The organism is Tenacibaculum aquaeponti, from assembly GCF_052084715.1.
Lineage (GTDB): Bacteria > Bacteroidota > Bacteroidia > Flavobacteriales > Flavobacteriaceae > Polaribacter.
Window position 1 is genome coordinate 3,890,066 of sequence record NZ_CP197288.1, and the last position, 16,546, is coordinate 3,906,611.

Here is a 16,546-nt window from a genome sequence, read left to right on the forward strand (position 1 = left end):
GTTCCAAATTTGGAACTCTTTTTTTATATAGTAGTATGTTTTTATGTTACATAGAAGATTTCTCAACTTTAACTTTTGAATCTTTAACAATGTAACCTTTAATTTTTAACATTTTTCTCTCTTGTTTTGCGTTAGAGTAAATTGTAATTGCTTTAGAGAAACCTCCTGGTCTTTTAGTATCATAAGATACTTCAATTTTTCCATTTTCTCCTGGCATAATTGGCTTTTCTGGTTTACTTGGTACTGTACAACCACAAGTAGATTTAATATCTTTTATAATTAATGGAGCATCACCTGTGTTTGTAAATTCAAATACTCTTTTACCGTCAGAACCTAATGCTATTTTTCCATAGTTAATAGTTTCTCCACCTTCATTAATAAACTTAAATTCCTGAGCATTTACAGATAAAGTGATGAAACATACTGCGATAATTGATAAAATTGTTCTCATAATGTTAAAATAATTGTTTAGGGATTTTCCTATGTTTACAAATTTAATATAATTTTTTAGTTATAAAAAAATCAACATCTAAATTTTCAATACATGATTAGATAGTTGTATTTTTGTCAACTATATTTCAAAAATGATGCCAAAAAAATCATTTTTATAATCTATAAACAACTTGATTAACAGGAGAGCATATGAAAATTTCACCTAAATATAACGCCAGCGAAATTGAAAGCAAATGGTACGATTACTGGATGAAAAACAATTATTTTCATTCTGAAGTGGATGAGAGAGAACCATACACAATTGTAATACCACCACCAAATGTCACTGGAGTCTTACATATGGGGCATATGTTAAATAATACAATTCAAGATGTATTAATTCGTCGTGCTCGTTTATTAGGTAAAAATGCTTGTTGGGTTCCTGGTACAGATCACGCTTCTATTGCTACTGAAGCAAAAGTTGTGGCGAAATTGAAAGAAGAGGGAATTAATAAAAATGATTTAACTAGAGAAGAGTTCTTGAATCATGCTTTTGAGTGGAAAGATAAATATGGAGGAATCATTTTAGAGCAGTTAAAAAAGCTTGGAGCTTCATGTGATTGGGAACGTACTAAGTTCACCATGGATGATGATATGAGTGAAGCTGTGATCAAAGTTTTTGTTGATCTTTATAATAAAGGATTAATTTACCGTGGATTCAGAATGGTAAATTGGGATCCTGAGGCTAAAACTACATTGTCTGACGAAGAGGTAATTTATGAAGAGCGACAAGGAAACTTATATTATTTACAATACGATATTGTAGGTTCTGATGAAAAAGTAACCATTGCAACTACGCGTCCTGAAACTATTTTAGGAGATTCAGCAATTTGTATCAATCCAGAAGACGAACGTTTCACGCATTTAAAAGGAAAGAAGGCGATTGTACCATTATGTAATCGTGAAATTCCAATAATTGAAGATAGTTATGTAGATGTTGAATTCGGAACAGGATGTTTAAAAGTAACTCCTGCGCACGATGAAAATGATAAGGTTCTTGGAGATAAGCACAATTTAGAAGTAATCGATATTTTTAATGAAGACGCTTCTTTAAATTCTTTCGGTTTACATTATGAAGGCAAAGATCGTTTTGTAGTTCGTAAAGAAATAGCTAAAGAACTTGAAGAAAAAGGATATTTAGTAAAAGTAGAACAACATACCAATAAAGTTGGAACTTCAGAAAGAACAAAAGCAGTAATCGAACCTAGATTATCTGATCAATGGTTCTTAAAAATGGAAGATTTAGCCAAACCAGCGATTGAAGGTGTTTTAGGTGAAGATAGAGATGTAAAATTATATCCTAGAAAGTTCGAAAACACATACCGTCACTGGATGGAAAATATTCGTGATTGGAATATTTCTCGTCAGTTATGGTGGGGACAACAAATTCCTGCATTCTATTATGGAGATGGGAAAGAAGATTTCGTAGTAGCAGAAACTAAAGAGAAAGCATTAGAATTAGCAAAAGAGAAAACATCTAACGCAAATCTTCAAGCTTCAGATTTAAGACAAGATCCAGATGTTTTAGATACTTGGTTCTCGTCTTGGTTATGGCCAATATCTGTTTTCGATGGAATTAGAAATCCAGAGAATGAAGAAATCAATTATTATTATCCAACGAATGATTTAGTAACAGGACCAGATATTTTATTCTTTTGGGTAGCACGTATGATTATTTCTGGATATGAATATAAAGATGCTCGTCCGTTTGAAAATGTATATTTAACAGGATTAGTAAGAGATAAACAACGCCGTAAAATGAGTAAATCATTAGGGAATTCTCCTGATGCATTAAAATTGATTGAAGAATATGGAGCAGATGGAGTACGTGTTGGTTTATTGTTGAGTTCTGCTGCTGGAAACGATTTATTATTTGATGAAGCTTTATGTCAACAAGGTAAAGGTTTAGGGAATAAAGTTTGGAGTGCGTTTTATTTAACATCTTTATGGGAAGTTTCTGAAGAAATTGAGCAACCAGAACATAGTAAAATAACTATTGAATGGTATAAAACGAAGCTCCAAAAAACATTAGCTGAAATTGAAGATCATTACAGTAAATACCGTTTAAGTGATGTAATCATGAGTATTTACAAATTAATTAATGACGATTTCTGTGGTTGGTTATTAGAAGCTGTAAAACCAGCATATCAACAACCAATTGATAAGAAAACTTATGATGAGGTGATGGCTATTTTTGAAGATAATCTGAAAGTATTACATCCTTTTATGCCATTTATTACAGAGGAAATTTGGCAGTTAATTTCAGAAAGAACAGTAGAGGAAGCTTTAATTATAGCGAAGTATCCAAAAATTAATGAAGTTAAAGATTCGTCAATTATTGAAGAGTTTGATTTTGCAACGAACATTATTTCAGGAATCAGAACGATCAGAAAAGAAAAAAATATAGCTTTTAAAGATGTTATTGAACTTTATGTAGTAAATAATGAAAACTATACAAAGCGTTTTGATAGTGTAATTAAAAAGCTTGTAAATGCTTCTGAAGTAAGTTATGTAACAGAAAAAGTAGACGGAGCTTCATTCAGAGTAAAGTCTAACGAATATTTCGTGCCAATTTCAGCTGATAGTATTAATGTAGAAGAGGAAATTAAAAAGATAACTGAAGAGTTAAATTATACTGAAGGTTTCCTAAAATCAGTGCAAAAGAAGCTTTCTAATGAAAGATTTGTGAATAATGCACCAGAACAAGTTGTAGCAAATGAAAAGAAGAAAGAAGCAGATGCTGTAGCTAAAATTGAAACATTAAAAGCAAGTTTAGCTTCTTTGAAATAATAAGGAAGTTATCATAAATTAAGGCTAAAAAAAATTGTTGTAAAAGGCAATTTTTTTTAGCTTTTTTGTTTTTACAATGTTTTTCAAAATTTACGATAAGCAACAATTTCTTTACTTTTTATTAAATTTTAATTATTCACTTCATATAAAATTTACTTTATAAATTAAAATTTAACTAAAGAAAAAAAAAGGAAAAGGTGTTGTTTATCAGTTATTTAGCGTTTTTTTTGTTTTGTTTTTTAATGGTTTTTGTTAAAATATAACTCATGTAATTTCTTTTATTTTTTAAAGAATAATTAACAAATTAGCACATTATGTAAGTGAATTATTTTTTTTTAACATTTTTAGTTGAAAATTTCTAATAACCAAATAAAAACCCTTTTTATGAAAAACTTAAAACTCCCATTTTTAGCTTTAGCAAGTTCATTGTTAATTTTTTCGTGTCAGAGTGAAGATACGAGCGATTTAAGTGAAGTTATTCCTCCTGAAGCAAAAACAATTAATCCAGAAGAAGCGTTTCCTGCATTAAGTGGCAGAGCACAAACTATGTACTATGGTTCTAGTAAGGTGAATGTAGAAAAAGTAAATGGTATGTATGTAATGGATGGAGATATTCTTTTTGATATAAACCAATTAACAGAAACCCCTGCTGAAGTTGGTGAACCTTCCCCTGTGGAAGTATTAGGAAGATCTGTTGGTAGAACAGGAAGTAGATGGACAAATAATACTGTTTATTATTCGGTAGAATCTTCTTTAGCTAATAAAAGCCGTGTTACAGATGCAATTGCACATTGGGAAAGAAATACCTCGTTAAGGTTTGTTCAAAGAACAAACCAATCAGATTATATATATTTTAGAACTGGTTCTGGATGTTCTTCTTTTGTAGGAAGAAGAGGAGGTCGTCAAGATATTAATTTGGCTACTGGTTGTACTACAGGTAATACGATACACGAAATTGGTCATGCAGTAGGTTTATGGCATGAACAAAGTAGAAAAGATAGAGATAATTATGTAAATATAAATTTTGAAAATATTCAAGATGGACGAGCATTTAATTTCCAAACTTATGTTCAACAAGGTTTCGATGGAGATGAATTTACTTCTGCTTTAGACTTTGGTTCTATTATGATGTATGGGCCAACATTCTTTTCTAAAAATGGGCAACCAACAATTGAAAAGAAAGATGGTTCTAGCTATAGTATTCAAAGAAATGGATTATCAGCTGGTGATATTGAGGGAATCAATAAAATGTATCCTCCTTCTACTAGTGGTGGAGATATTTGTGCAGGTGTAGCTGCTTATGTTAGTGGAAGAAGTTACAGTATTGGTTCAAGAGTTACTTACCAAGGATCTTTATATGAAAGAGTATCTGGAGGGTGGAATAACCTTGGGCAGTGTGGTTCTCAAAGTGCAGATATTTGTGATGGAGTTTCTGCTTATGTAAGCGGAACAAGCTATAGTATTGGCTCAAGAGTTACTTATCAGGGATCTTTATATGAAAGAGTATCTGGAGGTTGGAACAATTTAGGTCAGTGTGGATCTTAATTGAATTAAAAACAAAGGAAAGAAAGTAAATAATAATAAATCCTTATCCCAAATCCTAATTATTAAAATGGATCTAGGTTGCCCGAAAGGGCAGCCTTTTTTATTGGTTTCAATAAAGAGTTCTAAACCCTGTAATTTGATAGCAGTACTTTCAATATTATTTAAAAATAAGTTTTCTTGAAAGAGAAATGAATTCAAGTAATTCTAATTCTATATTAGAATAAACAAAGGAATTTTTCAGTTCCTAGTGTAAAGAAACCTCTGTTCTTTTAGTACAGTGTGATTTAGTTATACAATCTTTTTAATTTTATTAAAATAATCTGTAGTCTAAATCTTTTAAAAATAAAAAACACGAGAATTAATTAGTTGTTTTTTTATTTAAAAGGAATAAATAACAATTTACCTATACACGAACTATACAGAGTTGTTTTCTAAGCTATTTCAATAGAAATAATCTTAAATTGTAGAATCAAATAACCAAATTTATGTTAGGAATAATATCATTTATAGGCTTTACAGTACTTGTTGCTGTTATTTCATGGAGTGCAACTAGAAAAACAAATGAAAGTACTTCTGAAGGCTATTTTTTAGGAGGAAGAAGTTTAACAGCGGGTGTTATAGCTGGATCTTTATTACTTACCAATCTATCTACGGAACAAATTGTAGGTTTAAATGGAGCAGCATTTACTGAAGGAATTCTAGTAATGGCTTGGGAAACTTTAGCAGCAATAGCTATGGTAGTAACAGCTTTTTTCTTATTACCACGTTATTTGAAAAGTGGATTAATTACTATTCCTCAGTTTTTAGCAGAACGTTTTGATACTTCAACCAAAACATTAACTTCAATCTTATTTTTGAGTGGATATGCAATTGTTTTATTGCCTACTATTTTATATTCAGGTTCTTTAGCAATTAGTGGAATGTTTGATATACCATCTTTATTAGGAGTTTCCAAAGAAGTTGCATTATGGATATGTGTTTGGTCTATTGGAATTATCGGATCTATTTATGCAGTTTTTGGAGGTTTAAAAGCTGTTGCTGTTTCAGATTCAATAAATGCTATAGGATTATTAATAGGAGGGATTTTAATTCCTTTGTTTGGTTTATTATATATTGGAGATAATAGTTTAGTAAATGGAATTGAAATACTTCAAAATAAAATACCAAATCATTTTAATTCCATAGGAGATTCTTCAGCATCAGTTCCATTTGCTACAATCTTTACAGGAATGATGTTAGTACAGCTTTTTTATTGGGGAACCAATCAGCAGATCATTCAGAGAGCATTAGGAGCAAAAAATTTGAAAGAAGGTCAGAAAGGATTATTATTAGGAGCATTTATAAAGATTTTAGGACCATTAATTGTAGTTTTACCAGGGATTATTGCTTACTACATGTCTACTCAAGGTATGCTAGAAGTTGGTGCTCCAGATGAAGCTTATGGAGCTTTAGTTAGAAAAATTTTACCTAAGGAATTTATAGGATTCTTTGCAGCGGTTTTATTTGGTGCTATTTTAAGTTCTTTTAATAGTGTTTTAAATAGTTCTGTAACTCTTTTTGGGATTGATATTTACAAAGAGCATATAAAACCAGAAGCTAACGAAAAAGAAGTGGTAAAATATGGAAAAACATTTGGAATCTTATTAGCAATCGCTGCAATGTTTATTGCTCCTTTTTTATCAAGTTTAGAAAGTATATTTGCTTATTTACAACAAGTAAATGGAGTGTATAGTATTCCTATTTTAACTATTATTTTCATTGGGTTTGTTACAAAGAAAGTACCTGCTATAGCAGCTAAAATAGGATTAATTACTGGGTCTGTTTTGTATATAATTAGTGAATTTTTTCTTCGACCAGATTGTATTAATACAGCAATAGAAAAAGCTAAAAGTTCTGGACTTAATTTTAATGAAGAAATTATTAAAGCAGAAGCATATCCTCATTTTCTCCATGTGATGGCTATATTATTTGTTTTGAATACAATAATAATGTTGTTAATAGGAAGGTTTTATTCTAAAAAAGTAGCGTATGAACAGCAAGAATCGAAACAAGTAGATGTTACTCCATGGCAGTATACTAGGCATGTTGGTGTTTTTATTTGTATTATTGTAATATTAATTTATATCTATTTTTCTTAGTTGATACATTTAAGATTTTATTACTTCTTATTTATTTTTGGTATTATATCCTTACAAGCTCAGGAGTTACCTTTAATTAATCATTTTTTACCTGAAGATTACAATGCAGAGTCACAAAATTGGTCTATTTCTCAAGCTGAAAATGGTTTTGTTTATGTAGCTAATAACAAAGGTTTATTAGAGTTTAATGGAGCAAAATGGAATTTATATCCAACTCCAAACCAAACCATAATGCGATCTGTAAAAGTCGAAAACGATAAGATTTTTACAGGTTTTTACATGGATTTTGGTTATTGGAAAAGAGATGAATTTGGAATTTTACATTATAAATCATTAGTAAGAGATAATAATATACAATTACTTCCTGACGAGCAATTTTGGAATATTTTTGAATTAGATGGATGGATGATTTTTCAATCACTTCAAAGAATTTATATTCATAATTTAGAAACTAAAATTACTAAAACAATAAATTCAGAAACATCTATAACTAAAATGTTTAAAGTAGATGACACAATTTATTTTCAAGAGTTAGGTAAAGGTATTTTTAAAATAGAAAAAGGTATCGCTAAATTAGTTTCGGCAGATGAAGAAGTACAAAATAATGTAGTTGTTTTTTTACTAAAATTGAATCAGGAATTAGTTTATTTAACTCAAAATAATGGTTTTTACACTAAAAAAGGAGGCTTCATTCTAACTGAAAATTTATCAGAATACCTCAAAGGAAAATCAGTTTATAGTGCACATCAATTTAATAACGGAAATTTTATTATTGGAACAATTTCTAATGGTATAGTGTATTGTGATGCTTCTGGAAATTTAATATATAGTTTAAATCAAAATAAAGGACTTTCTAATAATACAGTCTTATGCACTTTTGAGGACAAAAAAGGAGATATTTGGTTAGGATTGGATAACGGAATTAATAAAATTGATATTACATCTTCATTCAAAATATATAAAGATTTAGAAGGGAAATTAGGTACGGTTTATACTTCTATGTACCATAACGGATTCTTGTATTTAGGAACTAATCAGGGATTATTTGTAAAAAAATATCCTTCAGAAGATAACTTTAAATTTATAAAAAACACTCAAGGTCAAGTTTGGAATTTAACTTTAATTGATAATACATTATTCTGCGGACATAATTCTGGAACCTATATTGTAGAAAAAGATGAAGTTGTTAAAATAAGTAATATACAAGGTACTTGGGGAGTAAAAAAAATTCAAAAAGATAAACTATTACAAGGAAATTATGATGGACTTTATGTGCTAAAAAAGTCAGATGGAAAATGGACTTTTTCTCACAAAATCGAGGGTTTTAATAACTCGTGCAAATTTTTTGAACTACATCACAACAATACCGTTTTTGTAAATCACGAATATAAAGGTGTTTACAAATTGAAAATAGACGATAAGTTTAAAAACGTAGAAAAGTATACTATTGATAGTACTTTAATTAAAGGAGCTCATTCTAGCTTAATAAAGTATCAAAATAATATTTTATACGCCTACAAAGGAGGAGTATTTAGATATTTAGATAAAGCTCAAAAGTTTATAAAAGACGATGTTTTAAGTGAATTAATTTCTCAAGATGATTTTTTATCGGGGGTATTAGTTTATGAAGAACAAGACAATAAATTATTTAGTTTTTCTAAAGAAAATGTAAACTATTTAAGACCAGATAAATTTAGTTCTAATTCAATAATAACGAGAAAAGGTATTGCTAGTAAAATGCGAAAAGGAGCTGTAGGATATGAGAACATTAAAAAGATTAAAAACGAACAATATTTACTAGGAACTTTAAACGGATATTTAATTACAAACCTTAAAAATGAAGACAAAGAAGATTATCAGATTTTAATAAACTCTATAAAAAATTATACCGTAAATGGGAGTCCAATTTGTTTAAAATTAAATAATTATGAACCAGTAAGCCTGTCGTCAAAGCATAATAATTTAGAGTTTGATTATAGTGTTCCTTATTTATCTAAAGATATTATAATTAAATATCAATATTTTTTAGAGGGGTATACTAACGGTTGGAGTTCTTGGAGTATTAAAAATAATTCATTTTTTAAAAATTTACCTTTTGGAGAATACACTTTTAAAGTTAGAGCTAAAATAGGAGATGAACTTGTAAAAAATGTAGCAGAATATTCATTTACTATTCATAGAGCATGGTATATATCAAATTGGGCAATTATAGGTTATGTATTTTTAGTATTTCTGTTTTCTTTTTTTATGGATCGATTATATAAACGATATTACAGAAAGCAAAGAGAAGATTTATTATACAAACAAAAGAAAGAGTTTCAGTTAAAATCTTTAGAGAATGAAAGAGAACTTATGAAGGTGAAAAATGATCAATTAAGATTAGATGTTGAGAGTAAGAGTAGAGAGTTAGCTATTTCTACGATGAGTATGATAAAGAAAAACGAGTTATTAAGTTCATTAAAGAAAGATATTTTAAAAGGAGACGATAAAAGCTTAAAAAGTGTAATAAAAATAATTGATAAAAATTTAAATAATTCAGATGATTGGCAAATGTTTGAAGAAGCTTTTAATAATGCCGATAAAGACTTTATCAATAAGATTAAAAAAATCCATCCAGATCTTACACCAAACGATTTAAGATTATGTGCTTATTTAAGATTAAACCTATCTTCTAAAGAAATAGCCCCTTTATTAAATATTTCTCCTAGAAGTGTAGAAGTAAAACGATACCGTTTGCGTAAAAAAATGAATTTGGAACACAATATTAATCTAACTTCTTATATACTAGAAATATAATACACTACAACATCTAAAAGTTGTAAACCATACATTACCACAACAACACTATTTTTTTTTATTTCAAAAGTTTTTAAACTATTGGTATTTATTGGGATAAGTGTGCTTTTTTGAATTGTATGTTTTTTGTATTGGGGTTTGTTAGCGATTTTATAAAAATCTACCGCTAATTTTATGATATAATCAAAAACTCTTTATATGAGAAAACTAATTACACTATTATTTTCTATAGCTATAGTTGTAATTCATGCACAAGAAACTAGTGTTAGTGGAAAAGTAATAGATTCAAAAACTGGTGAACCTATACCTGGGGTGAGTGTTATAATAAAAGACACAAAAAAAGGAACAGAAACAGATTTTGATGGTAACTATACAATTAATACAAAGAAAGGTGAATTTTTAATATTCAATTCTTTAGGGTATGTTACAAAATCTGTAATAGTTAGTGGTAATTTAATCAATGTATCTTTAATTGAAGATTCTCAACAATTAGAGGAAGTTGTAATTATTGGATATGGAAAAAAATCTAAAAAAGATGTAACTGGTGCAGTTTCTTTAGTTGAAGCAGAAGTTATAGAAGATTTAAAACCAGTTGATGCAAGTTTAGCACTACAAGGAACGTCAACAGGTATATCAATTAATCAAGCATCTGGTTCTCCAGGAGGTGATTTTAATATTTTAATACGAGGTATTAGTTCTAATAGTTCAAATGGACCTTTAATTGTTATAGATGGATTAGCCGGAGCGAATTTGAATACATTAAATCCAAGTGATATCGAATCGGTAACAGTTCTTAAAGATGCTCAAGCTGCAATTTATGGTATTCAAGGAGCAAACGGGGTAATTTTAGTAACAACAAAATCTGGTCGTAAAAACGGAAAGATGAAAATTACTTACGATGGTTATACAGGTATACAAGAAACATCAAAAAGATTAAATTATTTAAATGCTACTGAATATGCATTTCTTTTAAATGAAAGTTATGCTTCAGCAGGTCAAACTATTCCTTTTCCTGATGTAACAAGTATTTCAAACAATACGGATTGGCAAGATCAAATTTTCACAACAGCTTTTATGTCTAATCATAATATTAGCGTTTCTGGAGGAGCAGAAAAGATGAATTATTATTTAGGAGCTTCTCGATTAGAACAGGATGGAATTATCGCTCCAGATAAATCTAATTTTGTTAGAAATAACATCAGGCTTACTTTAGGAATTGATTTAAGTGATAAGGTAAAGCTATCAACAACGACCAATTATTTTACATTCGATAGAAAAGCTATTGCAGAAAACGGTTTAGGTTCTGTGTTATTCAATGCGTTGAATTATGCACCAACTTTTGCTTTAGATCAAGAAGATTCTAGTGGTTTTTTAGGAAACGAAGTGATTAATCCTTTATCTCAAATAAGAGATACTTACAATGAATATTTCGGATCTGGATTAGAGGGAATGTTTAAACTAGAGTATAAACCTTTTTCAGATGTAACAATCACTTCAAGAATAGGTTATAAAATATACAGTGATAAAGGAAAAACTTTTTTACCTATCGTAAATTATGGATCTGGTAAAGTATTCAACAGAGATCGAAGTCAAGTAGATCAATCTAGAACAAATTCTAATAATTACAACTGGGAGACGTTTATCAATTACAAAAGAACTTTTTATGAAGATCATAATGTAGATGTAACACTGGGTACAAGCATGCAAAAAAATTGGGGGGATGGACTTTTTGCAACGGGATTTGATGTACCGAATAATGCGTGGGAGTTTGCAGATATTGCTTTAGCTGATGGAATAAGTGATGCATTAACAAATGGTTCTTTTGTTTTTGATAATCGATTATTATCATATTTCGCAAGAGTACAATACGATTTTAAAGGAAAGTATTTAATTTCTGGAATGATTCGTAGAGATGCAGCCTCAGATTTTACTCCTGAAAATAGAGTAGATTATTTTCCTTCTGTAACTGGAGGTTGGAAAGTGTCTGAAGAAGAGTTTATGAAAGATTTAAAATTTATTAATTTCTTAAAACTAAGAGCTAGTTATGGATTTTTAGGAAACAATGCAGGAGGAAATCTTTTTAGAGCTCGATTAGATGGAGAAGCAACATATGTGCTTAACGATGCTTTAGTAAACGGAGTATCTGTAGGAAGGTTGCCAAATACTGAGGCAAGATGGGAGAGAGGTGAAAAATTAGATGTCGGTTTGGATATTACTCTTTTTAATAATAAACTAGAAGTATCTGGAGATTACTTCAGAGAAGATCGAAATGATTTATTAATAGCAAATTTACCAGTTTCTGGAATAACAGGAATATCGGCACCTGGTTCTGGAGGTCCAACTGTAAATGCAGGCTCTTCTCGTGTAAAAGGTTTTGAATTTGTATTAAAATATAAAGATGAAATTGGAGATCATTTTTCATATGATCTTAACTATAACTTAACAAAAGTAAATGGTGAAGTTACAGCTGTAAATGGAGGAGTATTTTTAGAAGGAGGTTCATTTGGTGTCGGTCAACCTGCACCGTCACGTATGGAAGTAGGACAACCTATAGGTTATTTTTATGGTTTACAAACTGATGGAGTTTTTCAAACGGTAGAAGAAATAAATAGCTCGCCTTCTCAATCAGGTTTATTAGGAGTTGATACTGTTCCGGGGGATTTAAAATTTGTAGATGTTAATGGAGATGGAGTAATAAATTTTGATGATAAAACGAATATAGGTAATCCACAAGCTGAATATATTATGGGACTAAACCTTGGTTTTAAATATAAAAATTGGGATTTCAGAAGCTATTTATATGCAGAGTTGAATAAAGATATGGTTAGAAATTATGAAAGAAATCAACCTAATGTAAATAGATTGGCATTATACTTAGATCGATGGAGAGGCCCAGGTACAAGTAATGAAGTACCAAGAGTTACTACAGGGGCAACAAATAATAGTTTGTTTTCTTCCTTTTATGTGGAAGATGCATCCTTCTTAAGAATTCAAAATATTCAAATAGGATATAGCTTACCACAAACACTTTTAGATAATATTGGTTTTTCTAAAGTCAGATTATACACTACAGTAAATAACTTATTTACGTTTACAAATTATAATGGTTTCGATCCAGCTTCAAGTGCAGGTTCATCACAGTTTAATCCAATCGGTTCAGGTATCGATGGAGGAATTTACCCTGTATCTCGTCAGTATATTTTAGGATTAAACTTAGCTTTTTAAAACGATAGAAAATGAAAAAATATATAAAGTCAATAGTATTTACGGTATTAATTTTAATGCTAGGAGCTTCATTTTATGGGTGTTCGGATGAATTCCTAGATGACACAAAAGAATTTAGTATCGATTCTGAAAACTTTTTTAATTCAGAAGATGATTATTATAGAGCATTAATTGGAGCTTACGATTTATTACAAGCAACTTATGTTAATGCCATGTTAGGTGAAATAGCTTCCGATAATACACTTTGTGGAGGTGAAAGTGCTACAGATGTTATTGGTTTTCAACAAATCGATGATATGATTCACACTGAAGTAAATAGCAATTTGCGAGATATCTGGAATTGGATGTTTGCTGGTGTTAATAGAGCAAATTATATTCTAGAGTTTAAAGATAAAACAGATTTCGAAGGAAAGAGTATCATCATTGCTGAAGCTAGATTTTTAAGAGCATATTATCACTTTGAATTGGTTAAGTGGTTCGGAGGAATTCCAATGAAAGGAGATGCAAGATTTAATGTTGGAGATGAAAAAAGTATTCCACGTGCAACAGTTGCAGAAGTTTATGCCTCTATTGAAGCGGATTTACAATTTGCCGTAGCAAACTTGTCTTATACATCACCGCAAGTGGGAAGAGCTAACAAAGGTTCTGCTCAAGCTTTATTGGGGAAAGCATATTTGTATCAAGATAAATTTGCTCAAGCTACTAATGTATTAGAAGATTTAATAAATAACGGACCTTTTGGTTTGGTTACAGACTACAATGTCATTTTTGAACATAGCGGTGAAAACGGAATTGAATCTGTTTTTGAAGTTCAATATACTGATGTTGAAGGCGCAGGATTTGGATGTTTACAATGTAGTGAAGGTAATGTAGCTGTAGGATTTAATGGAATAAGAAATTATAATGGACCTACATTCGATTCTGGTTTCAGCTTTAATATACCAGTACAAGAGGTATTTGATGCATTTGAAACAGGAGATAACAGAAGAGATGTTGCAATTTTAGATATAAATGCTTGGGCAGCTAGTACAGGAGCTACTTTTTCGGAAGGTTTCGAACATACTGGTTTCTACAATAGAAAATACATCGCTAGAAAAGGGGATTTAAATACGGGAGATGCAAATCTTACAAACCCTAATAATTATAGAGCTATTCGTTACGCAGATGTATTGTTAATGGCTGCTGAAGCATTAAATAGAGGAGGGATTAGTGATACAAGAGCACAAGAGTATTTAAATAGAGTTCGTAGAAGAGCTTTTGGGGATATGAATCACGATATTTCAGATTCAGGAAGTGCATTAACTCAAGCAATTTATAACGAAAGACGATTAGAGTTAGTTGGCGAAGGTCATAGATTTTTTGATTTGGTAAGAACAGGAAATGGAAACTTAATTAACGGATTTACTGTAGGTAAGAATGAGTTATTTCCTATTCCTATTGAAGAAATACAGTTTTCAAATGGAAATTGGAGTCAAAACCCAGGATATTAAACACAAATAAGATTATGAAGAAAATATATTATATCATATTAGGATTATTAGTTTTAGTAGGTTGTATAGAAGAAGATCGTGATCTATCTTTTGTAGACAGTTTGGTTTCTCCTACTAATGTTTCGGCGACTTATTCGTTAGCGCAAGACAATACGGGTTTGGTTACAATTACGCCCACAGCAGATGGTGCAAATAGTTTTAAAGTTTATTTTGGAGATGGTAGTTCGGATTTTGCTGATGTAGCTATTGGTCAAAGTGTTTCTCATGTTTATGTAGAAGGGACCTACATGGTAAAAATAGAGGCTTTTAATATCAGTGGAAAAAAATCAGAAGTAACACAAGAATTAGTTGTTTCTTTTAAAGCTCCAGAGAATTTAATGGTTACTATTGAAAATAGTGTAAGTGTTTCAAAGCAAGTTGATATTACAGCTACAGCAGATTACGCGACTATGTATGAGTTTTACTCAGGAGAATCAGGAGTAAGTCAACCAGTGGCTACAGCCAACATAGGAGAATCATTAAGTTATGTTTATCAAGCTCCAGGAGATTACGATATTCGAGTTGTAGCAAAAGGAGCAGCAATTGCGACTACAGAATATACAGCTACTTTTACGGTTACAGAAATTTTAGCACCAACTACAGCGGCCGCTGCGCCAAGAAGTAGAGTTGAATCAGATGTTATTTCATTATTTAGTGATGCTTATACTGATGTTAGTGTCGATACCTGGAATACAGTTTGGAGTGCAGCAAGTTTTGAAGATGTTATGATTGCAGGTAATGCGACAAAGAAATACACTGGGTTAAATTTTAATGGAATAGAAACAGTAAGTTCACCAGTAGATGCTTCAGGGATGGAGTTTATCCACTTAGATGTTTGGACTCCAAACATCACAGCTTTCCGTTTAAAATTAGTTGATTTCAAAGGAGATGGTTTTGGAGGAGCAGGTGATACCGAAGCGGAATTGTCATTTACTCCAACTCAAGGAGAATGGGTTTCTTTAGATATTCCTTTATCAGATTTTGCAGCAGCAGGAATGGAATCATTTTCAGATATCAATCAGTATATTATCTCAAGCGATCCAAGTGGAGCAGGTATTGTATTTATTGATAATGTTTATTTCTGGAAAAATCCAAGTAATACTACAAGTCAAGTTGTAGAAGGGTTTGAAGGAGCAGCACCAGTATTTACAAGTTTCGGAGGAGCAGGAGTAGAGGTTGTATCTAATCCAGATATGAGTGGAATTAACGCTACGGCTAATGTTGCCAGATTAACTAAAGGCTCAGGGTCAGAAGTTTGGGCAGGAGGATTCTTTGAAATTTCATCACCATTAGATTTAGCTACTTTTTCAAAAATTAGCGTAAAAACGTGGTCACCTAAACAAGGAGCAGTAGTGAAGTTAAAATTAGAGAATCAAGATGCTAGTATTACACATGAAGTCGATTTAAACACTACAGTTTCTAATGCATGGGAAGAATTGATTTATGATTTCAGTGGAGCCCCAACGGCCGATTATGTTCGTATAGTTATTTTCTTTGATTTTGGAGTCAATGGAGATGGTAGTGAATATTATTACGATGATATTACCCTAGTAAACGATTCAGGAGTTTCTTCGTTAGTATTCCAAGATTTTGAAGGTACAGCACCAAGTTTTACATCATTCGGAAATATAGCTGGAGTTGAAGTCATTACCAATCCAGACATGAATGGTGTAAATACTACATCTAATGTAGCAAAGTTAACAAAGACAAGTGGTTCAGAAGTTTGGGCAGGAGCTTTTTTTGAGACAGATACAGCATTAGATTTCACTACTTATTCAAAGATTAGTGTAAAAACATGGTCACCCAAACAAGGAGCAGTAGTGAAGTTAAAATTAGAGAATCAAGATGCCAGTATTACACATGAAGTTGATTTAAACACTACAGTTTCCAATTCATGGGAAGAATTGATTTATGATTTTAGTGGTGCACCAGCAGCCGATTATGTTCGAGTAGTTATTTTCTTTGATTTCGGAGTCAATGGAGATGGCAGTGAGTATTATTATGACGAATTAACATTAACGAATTAAACCA

Annotated in this window: 8 protein-coding genes; 7 read left to right on the forward strand and 1 reads right to left on the reverse strand. The window is 30.8% G+C overall.

Annotated elements, in window-relative coordinates:
* Nucleotides 1-46 precede the first annotated feature (46 nt).
* Entirely contained in the window at nt 47-451 is a 405-nt protein-coding gene (locus tag ACSIGC_RS17610; RefSeq protein WP_442266072.1) for a DUF1573 domain-containing protein, read from the reverse strand.
* 191 nt (nt 452-642) lie between these two features.
* On the opposite strand from ACSIGC_RS17610, the gene ACSIGC_RS17615 reads away from it, so the two are divergent.
* From ACSIGC_RS17615 to ACSIGC_RS17645, 7 genes are all read left to right on the forward strand, one after another.
* A complete protein-coding gene (locus tag ACSIGC_RS17615) occupies nt 643-3,282 on the forward strand; it encodes a valine--tRNA ligase (protein WP_442266073.1) in 2,640 nt (879 codons plus the stop codon).
* 384 nt (nt 3,283-3,666) lie between these two features.
* Nucleotides 3,667-4,827 (forward strand): M12 family metallopeptidase, encoded by a 1,161-nt coding sequence (locus ACSIGC_RS17620; RefSeq protein WP_442266074.1) that lies wholly within the window; start codon nt 3,667-3,669, stop codon nt 4,825-4,827.
* 485 nt (nt 4,828-5,312) lie between these two features.
* Nucleotides 5,313-6,965, forward strand: coding sequence for a solute:sodium symporter family transporter (locus ACSIGC_RS17625; RefSeq protein WP_442266075.1), 1,653 nt, complete (start codon nt 5,313-5,315; stop codon nt 6,963-6,965).
* On the forward strand, nt 6,966-9,761 hold the full coding sequence (locus ACSIGC_RS17630; RefSeq protein WP_442266076.1) for a triple tyrosine motif-containing protein: 2,796 nt from the start codon (nt 6,966-6,968) through the stop codon (nt 9,759-9,761).
* A 198-nt stretch (nt 9,762-9,959) separates the two neighbouring features.
* On the forward strand, nt 9,960-12,986 hold the full coding sequence (locus ACSIGC_RS17635) for a SusC/RagA family TonB-linked outer membrane protein (RefSeq protein ID WP_442266077.1): 3,027 nt from the start codon (nt 9,960-9,962) through the stop codon (nt 12,984-12,986).
* A gap of 11 nt (nt 12,987-12,997) precedes the next feature.
* Nucleotides 12,998-14,476 carry a RagB/SusD family nutrient uptake outer membrane protein gene (locus ACSIGC_RS17640; protein ID WP_442266078.1) on the forward strand — a complete coding sequence of 493 codons (1,479 nt, stop codon included), beginning with the start codon at nt 12,998-13,000 and terminating at the stop codon, nt 14,474-14,476.
* Between the two features lie 14 nt (nt 14,477-14,490).
* The gene (locus ACSIGC_RS17645) at nt 14,491-16,542 is read left to right on the forward strand and encodes a PKD domain-containing protein (protein ID WP_442266079.1); all 2,052 of its coding nucleotides are present in this window, start codon (nt 14,491-14,493) and stop codon (nt 16,540-16,542) included.
* Nucleotides 16,543-16,546 lie beyond the last annotated feature (4 nt).